The 7553-nt window shown below is 28.4% G+C and carries 10 protein-coding genes; 6 read left to right on the plus strand and 4 right to left on the minus strand.

Annotation, left to right across the window (positions count from 1 at the left end; translation table 11 throughout):
- Window positions 1-7: 7 nt before the first annotated feature.
- A complete protein-coding gene (locus BAZO_RS21040) occupies window positions 8-385 on the minus strand; it encodes a hypothetical protein (protein ID WP_051015730.1) in 378 nt (125 codons plus the stop codon).
- A gap of 150 nt (window positions 386-535) precedes the next feature.
- Here BAZO_RS21040 and BAZO_RS01330 point away from each other — a divergent pair, with 150 nt between their 5' ends.
- From BAZO_RS01330 to BAZO_RS22160, 6 genes are all read left to right on the plus strand, one after another.
- Window positions 536-814 carry a Tn7-like element transposition protein TnsE gene (locus BAZO_RS01330; RefSeq protein WP_003329388.1) on the plus strand — a complete coding sequence of 93 codons (279 nt, stop codon included), beginning with the start codon at window positions 536-538 and terminating at the stop codon, window positions 812-814.
- A 15-nt stretch (window positions 815-829) separates the two neighbouring features.
- Window positions 830-991 (plus strand): hypothetical protein, encoded by a 162-nt coding sequence (locus BAZO_RS22155; protein WP_003329389.1) that lies wholly within the window; start codon window positions 830-832, stop codon window positions 989-991.
- 303 nt (window positions 992-1294) lie between these two features.
- Window positions 1295-2128, plus strand: coding sequence for a hypothetical protein (locus tag BAZO_RS01335; RefSeq protein ID WP_003329390.1), 834 nt, complete (start codon window positions 1295-1297; stop codon window positions 2126-2128).
- Window positions 2118-2870 (plus strand): hypothetical protein, encoded by a 753-nt coding sequence (locus BAZO_RS01340; RefSeq protein WP_003329391.1) that lies wholly within the window; start codon window positions 2118-2120, stop codon window positions 2868-2870. Before BAZO_RS01335 ends, BAZO_RS01340 begins: the two co-directional genes overlap by 11 nt.
- Complete coding sequence (locus tag BAZO_RS01345) at window positions 2858-3394, plus strand: hypothetical protein (protein WP_003329392.1); 537 nt, start codon at window positions 2858-2860, stop codon at window positions 3392-3394. Before BAZO_RS01340 ends, BAZO_RS01345 begins: the two co-directional genes overlap by 13 nt.
- Before the next feature lie 1600 nt (window positions 3395-4994).
- Window positions 4995-5132 carry a hypothetical protein gene (locus BAZO_RS22160; protein ID WP_157382035.1) on the plus strand — a complete coding sequence of 46 codons (138 nt, stop codon included), beginning with the start codon at window positions 4995-4997 and terminating at the stop codon, window positions 5130-5132.
- A 250-nt stretch (window positions 5133-5382) separates the two neighbouring features.
- Here BAZO_RS22160 and BAZO_RS01350 read toward each other — a convergent pair whose 3' ends face one another.
- From BAZO_RS01350 to BAZO_RS01360, 3 genes are all read right to left on the minus strand, one after another.
- Window positions 5383-6312: a hypothetical protein gene (locus BAZO_RS01350; RefSeq protein WP_003329393.1), complete on the minus strand. Its 930-nt coding sequence runs from the start codon at window positions 6310-6312 to the stop codon at window positions 5383-5385.
- Window positions 6313-6611: 299 nt separating this feature from the next.
- Entirely contained in the window at window positions 6612-7046 is a 435-nt protein-coding gene (locus BAZO_RS01355) for a hypothetical protein (RefSeq protein ID WP_003329394.1), read from the minus strand.
- A 164-nt stretch (window positions 7047-7210) separates the two neighbouring features.
- Window positions 7211-7411, minus strand: a complete 201-nt coding sequence (locus BAZO_RS01360; RefSeq protein ID WP_003329395.1) for a hypothetical protein — start codon at window positions 7409-7411, stop codon at window positions 7211-7213.
- Between the last annotated feature and the right edge of the window lie 142 nt (window positions 7412-7553).

A 7553-nucleotide genomic window follows, 5' to 3' on the forward strand; every position in this document is an offset into this window, starting at 1 on the left:
CCTGAAACTAGTTTAATTTTCTTATCAACAGTACTTTGATCATCTGAATAGCTGCTATTATTAAAGGGAATTGCAATGTAAAATTATTGTATGCATTGTAAAAGACATATTCATATTTTTCATCAAAACTTAAAGCGGCTTTTCTAAGCTGAATATAGTGCCTAGAAAACTTATTAAAATCATCAATAATAAATGTGTAAAAATCCTGGCTACTATTTAATCCTATTCGTTCTTTTTCATCTCTAATGAACTTGTGGAAGGAAGTACCGATCTTTTCAAACTCTTGATTCACAGCATCCTTTTTGCGCTCTCTTATAGTCTCCGCATACTTTGCTCTAAACCAAGTTTTAAAGAAATCCAGCTCTGCATCTTTATCAATTTCCATAAGCTCAAAAATTCGTTTTCTCGGGCTTCTAAAGGTATTAGAGAATTGCCCAGAAGTTCATTCTATAAATGTAATTCAAGGTAGTTTGAAAGAGTTATCTGACACAAAACGGTACGTTTATTTAGGCGATGGAGTGACGGAGAGGAATATGTGATTGCAGAGGTAAGTTTGTTTTCTAATAAAGAGGTTAGTGTAATTGAAGTCGAGCGTGAAGATCGAGCTTTATCGACTTTAATTTGTTATATAAGTAATCAGTCAAATAAGCATTATTACCATCATCAGGTTTTTAATGGGTTAATCGATAGACTTGGGACTTGGGATAAAGAGCAGATGAATGCTAAAAATATGAATTTTTTAACTTTGAGGCATGGAAAAAAAGATGTTGAGCATCGAGCTAGAAAAATTATGGAGAAATTTAATTTAATCTAAAAGGTAGGGATTTAAATGTTAGAAGTTACATCACAAGATATTTCAACATTAAATGATACCGATCTCCGTTTGTTAATAGGATACTTATGTGAAACGGAGGTATCTAATAATGGATTATCAGCATATGGAGTAACCTATGGAGGGGATAAAATTGAAAAATGGGAGCGAATCAGGTAAGGGCTTGAGAAAAGTTATTCAATTTATCAAATGTTATTGTTACACTAAAGCTATTTAAATAAAACTCAATATTAGGAAATCAAAAGAAGTCTAGAGGATGAATTATTTTCCTAAAAAGTATGTGGTCTTATATTCGTGTGTTAAAATTTTACAAGTTAGAAAAATGTAGGAAATTTGTATTGGATTTAGAAAGATTTCTAGTGATATAATTAAATTGTTATAAAAACTATAAAAAAATAAATTAATAAAGTTAAAGTGGATTGAAATTTTTAATAAAAGAAAATTTGAGGTGTTGGAAGTTTAATGAACAATTCAGCTTGTCAATATATTGAAAAGGATCCTTCTAATCCGAATATTTGTAAATATAAAACAGATTTCGAATATATTTCATATGAAACTAGTGAATTTGAAGAAAAATGCTTTTACTTAGAAGATGAAAATATTCTTTATATTCGTTTTATTTATGCACCCGATATTAAAAGAAATTTTCCAGAGTATAAGTTTCAAAATACGCAACTTAATAAATTCTTTTTTTTACCTACGCATAAAACTAGGGAATTTAAGCATACTATAAAAATAGAGGAAGGTACTTGGAATTGTAAGTTCTCAGATGAATTAAAAGAATTTTATACATCGGATATGATTAATAATTTAAAACCTAACAGTTATTATATTACCTCTTTTACTGATACTACTTATCCAGAGGATAGAAGGAACTATTCGACTTCTTTGTTTATCTTATTTGATAAAGAACGTTTTGACGAAACAGGAGAAATATCTTATGAAAGTATTTTAAAATTAAATGATGTAGAAGGATTGGATGAAAAAGAGAAGAACGATCTTATACTTAATTCAGGATTGGAAATATGTTCTCAAATACCTTTATATAAATATCTAGTCTCATTTGGTTCGATAAAGTTAAACCAAGGAATTCTTGAATGGGAAAAAACTTTAAGAACAGATACCCCTGAACCAGGTAGTTCCCATGTACATTTTTTTAAAATCAATAAAGAAATTGAAAGTATTAACTTCCAAGATATTGCAGATCAATTTGAACTAATAGATAGTAATATATTTAAAAGGCCGCTAAAAAGAAAAAAATCTAAGAGAAGAGGGGTGTTATTAAATGAGGATTAAAGATGAAGCAGTATATTTACAAAGAAGTAAAGTGTATAATTCCTTCTTGAGTAAACAAGACAATATAGTTAAAAATCTAATTGTTTATTTAGATGTTGTTTTTCCAATGATATTTTCTTATGAGAAAAATGATGAAATTTATTTATCATATGTGGTTACTTGTGATGAATTTGAAAAAGAACTTAATATTATATCAACAAGAGTTCCTGATTATTCTATTTTAGAAGAATTGGCAGATTCTAAAATTAGTTTATTTGAAATATTTGATAGAGAGTATGATAATTATTGTTCATTTTTTGGAATGAATAAAGGCAAAATATTTAATAATAAAATAACTTTGGGTGAAAATTGTGATATTATCCCTACATTGCAAGACTTTCATGATGATGATTACATAGTTGAAGATCTATTACCAGCAGAAGATTTTTATGTTACCCGTCATACAGTAAATAAATTAAATTTAAAAGAAGTAAAAACTTATGTACAATTATTAAAAGCTAATAGAGAACGAAGTTTAGATTATAGAACAGTTAAATGGGAAATTGTGAATATAAAAGCTGTTGAAACTAGAAAAAATCATAGTAAATACTTATTTGACATTTATAGCTCAGATTACGAGAATTTCTTTGAATATTCCAATGATTTACACGGAGGTCGTAGCATTAATATTCATAAATTAGATAGAGAATACGTTGATAACGATAAATTTAATATAAAAGAGGTTGTATGGTGCAAAATTTAAATTTTGAAATTGAATTGGAAAAGTATACTATTACAGATTTAAATTACAAATTTGATGAAAATATTTTATCATTTTTAGCATCTGAATTATCGGAATTTAATAAAGATGATAATGAAATTGATTTATTAGGTGGTGAAATAAGAGATCAAAACACAATAAAAGTAGCTATCCATAAAGATTTAAAAGAAATGTTTATAATCATTGATACTAGAATAGAAGAATGTATTGATTTTGCAACATTACCTGTTGAAATAAGTTTAGAGGATAAAGAGTTTATACTTAGATCTTTGGATATCTCTATGAAATTTCAGTATAGTTTAAAATTTGATAATGATGTACCCTCTAACTTATCTGAAAACGAAAAATTTATGAATGAATTACAAGTTCGTTTAGAAAACACTATTATTAATAATTGCCGCCATCATATGGTTTTTTTAGTTAGAAATTTAACTACTTTAGATTATAACCGCCCTATTAAATTAGAATTTCCTAAATTTAAACTGGAAAATATAGAAATAAATTGATCTTGATCTGTATTTGAATGTATTTTTAATTAAACTTTTTTATAAAAATTTCTGTAATTAAAATTCTAACCCTTACATTTTGTTTAATCTTTTTTCAAAATATAAGGGTTTCTTTTAAAATTATAATATTAACACTTAAGCTTATTTTTTAATCAAACTTTATTCCAAACCAACACCATTGTGTAAAGTGACAAAAAAGTCGTGTACGGAACAAAAAAGTCATATGCTCATTATGTATTTCTTCCGTTTTAAAAAAAGTAAGGGATAGTGGAGAGCTAACCCTAATATATTATTCAACTGATTAAATATATTTTAAAAGAATCGAGGGCGTATTAGTGGTACGTTGTTTCGATTCTTTTTTATATGAAAACTGAAGGTTAAATTATGCAAAAACCGTCGACCTTCGTGTCTCAACAAAAAATTACCGACTCTTACAGAAAAATATCAACTCTTGAACATGGATGATTGGGAATAGGACTTCTACTTTGAGTACTTATTTAATGAAATCCGTTAAAATGGCCTAAATTTATACTTTTATCATGCTGTTCTCCGATTTGGTCAGAGTAAACTAAGGCTAATTAGAGAATTAAACTTAATATCTTATACTAACAAGCATTCACTTGGAAATACATCTGATTATAAGTTCTTTGTTTATGTGTTAGAGATAGATTATGATATTTCTAAAACTAAAATAGACTACCTTTAATATATAATATAAAATATTGGAGTAAATAAAAAAGGTATAAAAAGGAATTTACTTTTAATGATATAGTTAAGTAATATCAAGAATATTATTTCTTCATTAAAATGTTTATTTTGGGAGGGATCGAAACTAATTCCAATGCTTTAGTTGGATTTCTTGAAACGTTTTCAGATTATGCTGTGTTTGACCAGGGGCTAGACTTAGTTACCAACATTAATGTAAATAAGTTTAAAATTCAAAAAGTTGGTAACCAACTTTAATGTATTTTAATATTAATGATAAAGTAGGCCTATCCCCTGATTTTAAAGGATTTCCCAGTTGCCAACATTAATGTCCGTGAACACATGTTATCGGAAAATCAAATCGTTCCGTAGCAAAACACTATGTATTCTCAGTCAAATGAGTTGTTCCCTAAAACGAGTGAAAATTGGAGTATTTCCTCCCGTTTTCCTCGTTTTTTTGTGTCCAAAAGCAGAGAAAACGGCATGAGCAAAGCCTGAAAAAAAGCCAGAGAAAAGCAGGGAAACGTACCGTTGGTACGTCAGCCAGAGGTAATTAAACGTTTGATTAAAAGCCTAATAAACCTTGCCATATCAATAGTTTCGAGAAAGAAAGCATGAGAAAAAGGGCGGAAAATGGCAGGGGGAAAAGCAGGAGAAAAAAGAAAAAGGCAGAGGAAAAGCGGGAAGAAAAAGCAGGAAAAACCCTTGTCCCTAATCCCTTATATCCCTGTTCCTACGGAACAACTTATTTTCCTAAAAAATCAGGATTCTGACAAAAAATAGGAGAAAAAAGGAACGAGTTAGGGAAGAACTAATTCGCCTACAGAAATTGGAAAAGTGGGAGAAAGGCAGGAATGGCAAGGGTTTGTGAGAAGGGGGGAGGGAAGAACTGATTTTGACAACTACAACATACATACTAAATATTGAAGGTAAGGAAAAAGAATTACTCTCGTTGTTTAAAAAGTTATCAAGTCAAGATCAAGACGAGATTGTTGAGATAATTGAATTGAAACTTAAGAAATACAAGAAATAAATTTAGTTTTTTTTCGATGTTTTTCATTGGAGATAAACTATATTTCATGAGACACCTTATTTTACAAAGGGCATATTAATTCTTGAAAAGCATTGGGGAACATTGCACATCTTGCATTTTTCATTTAAATCTACGTTTAATTAAGGAATTGAAAGCCGGAAATGACGGAGAGTTTAAAATGGAAGATATTTTAATGCAAACGGAATTCCTCACTATTTAAAATGTTAATTTGAATATTATATATTTCTCCTCAGTTTTCCTCATTCTTCATAATTACATTTTTCAAATTTAATAAATCATTTTCATTTATTTGTAGTAAGTGAACTAAATTATTAACTTTTTTCTCGGTTTCTTTTAATTCTATATCATAACCTTCTCCAAAAATTTCTTTAAATTGTTCATCTTTTAGAGTAATATGCTTTCTTATAGTACTAACCAAAGTTAGTAAGTCATCTGTAATTTTATTGAAATCAGAATTTATTAAATATATTTCATTCTTCTTTTGATTATATTTTTTATTGAAACTCGTTAACACCTCTGATGAAGAGGGAAGTCCATAACTTTTTACATCAGGAACTAAATCATATATTTTCTTCACCCTGTAAATATTAATTAGGAGACTCTTAATACTTGAAAATGTGGAAGTAAGTGTATTTAAATCTTTACACTGTTCTAATTCAAATATTTTTCTTTCCATCCATTTGGAAAAATTAGTATAAGGCTCTATATCTTTATTAGAGAACCCGATATAACATTTATTAAATTTATATAAGGAATTATCAATAACTTTAAATACCAGTAAGTGGTATGTATCCATCTTGTATAATTTATCGAACCCTTTAGATTTAATAAATATGATTTCATCATATCCATAAGATAAGGAGTGGTTTTTCCAATCATCTGGTAAATCGGATGTAATTTCTTTAACTTCTTTGTAATGTCCTTTAAATAAATCTGATATTTTTTCAAGTTTAATATAACTATCTTTAACGATATTTTTATGGTTCTGAACAATTTGATTCAGCTTTTCAAGATAGACTACAACTTCAGGAACTTTATCTTCTTTTGCAGTATCACAAATCTGCTGTATAAATGCACAGTATAACTCCTTTTCTGCGATATAAATATTCTTATCAAACGAGTTTATTTTAATAAGTTTATTCATTATACTAAAAATCATTTTTATTATACCCCTTTGTAAAATTAATTTTCATAAAAAGATTTATGGATATTTTATATTTTACTTTATAAATATACAACCATTAAGTTGAACTTAGTCATTATAATTATTAGTCACTCCCTAAATGGTAATCTTAATGGAAGTATATGGTCATTTTGATACGGTCATTCGTAAAAAATAGCATGTACAATCTCCTTAAAAAAATATCCTTCTCTAAGAAACCCCCGTTATGAATTGTAAAAGAGCGTCAATTCTTCTTGGAACAACGCCCCCGTTTACTTAAGAAGAAACTTTTAAATTCAATGATACCTAAACCAAACAAACCAGCCTTTTTCTTTACTTTTAGCCAAAAAGATTTGTCCTTCCAAATTACTTGCACTTTTGCCTTCCCATTTTGGAAAATATAATCTTACTAACCAAGATTGGTCTGCGACTTCTTTCCCACAGAAATTTTTTGCCATTCCGTAATAACCTTCATCTTTTTCATTTCCAACCGTCAATGGAAAAGGAGTTGCAGTTATTACTCTCCAGTCAGTGTAGAACTTAGCAAAATCGTCCTTTTGGTACGTTTTAGGGACTATCATTTGTAATGCTTTTAAAAAATCTGTTTTATCTTTAATCGAGGTTTTTTCTATCTCGTTAACTTTAGGGCATTCTGTTGGTTGAGCGTAGGCGTTAATTAAAGGAAAGGAAAAGAATGAAATAATCATTAACAAAAAGAATAACCGTTTCATTATAATCACCTCTGGGTTATTATCCCTAATTGGTAATGCCCTTATTCCATTAAACTGCCCATTAGTAAAAAAGCGACTGTTCTTCTTGAACAATCGCACACCGTTTGTTTAAGGTGTAACTAATCTATTTAACTTCATTACGTTGATTTTAAAACACTTGTTAGTTACATAAAATAAATCCAATTTTCAACAAGAAACGTTATTATAAATGATTGTATAAATGTAATTAGAAAATCCTGTTTCCATGAGGCTTTATTGAACCCAAATAAATTGAGTGTTCTTGCTACCATCAATGCAAAAAACCAAATAAGCAATAAAGTGTTTAAAATTGAACTAATCGTTATTGCTGGTTCATATCCCGACATTGATATCCTCCCTTTCTTATTCAAAAGGTAGTAAAAAGAAAAATACTCACTCATTTCACATCTACCAATTATTGTAACATTTTGTAAATTAGAGAGTATATCTTTATTTCATTAACCTGCACCATATATACAGTATGATTTT

Origin of the sequence: Schinkia azotoformans LMG 9581 (assembly GCF_000307855.1) — a bacterium.
GTDB lineage: Bacteria > Bacillota > Bacilli > Bacillales > Bacillaceae_J > Schinkia > Schinkia azotoformans.

Coding starts and splice junctions, on each gene's coding strand:
- BAZO_RS01355 (WP_003329394.1), bottom strand. CDS start 7,046: ATGAAACGGTTATTCTTTTTGTTAATGATTATTTCATTCTTTTCCTTT.
- BAZO_RS21040 (WP_051015730.1), bottom strand. CDS start 385: ATGGAAATTGATAAAGATGCAGAGCTGGATTTCTTTAAAACTTGGTTT.
- BAZO_RS01335 (WP_003329390.1), top strand. CDS start 1,295: ATGAACAATTCAGCTTGTCAATATATTGAAAAGGATCCTTCTAATCCG.
- BAZO_RS01350 (WP_003329393.1), bottom strand. CDS start 6,312: ATGATTTTTAGTATAATGAATAAACTTATTAAAATAAACTCGTTTGAT.
- BAZO_RS01360 (WP_003329395.1), bottom strand. CDS start 7,411: ATGTCGGGATATGAACCAGCAATAACGATTAGTTCAATTTTAAACACT.
- BAZO_RS22155 (WP_003329389.1), top strand. CDS start 830: ATGTTAGAAGTTACATCACAAGATATTTCAACATTAAATGATACCGAT.
- BAZO_RS01340 (WP_003329391.1), top strand. CDS start 2,118: ATGAGGATTAAAGATGAAGCAGTATATTTACAAAGAAGTAAAGTGTAT.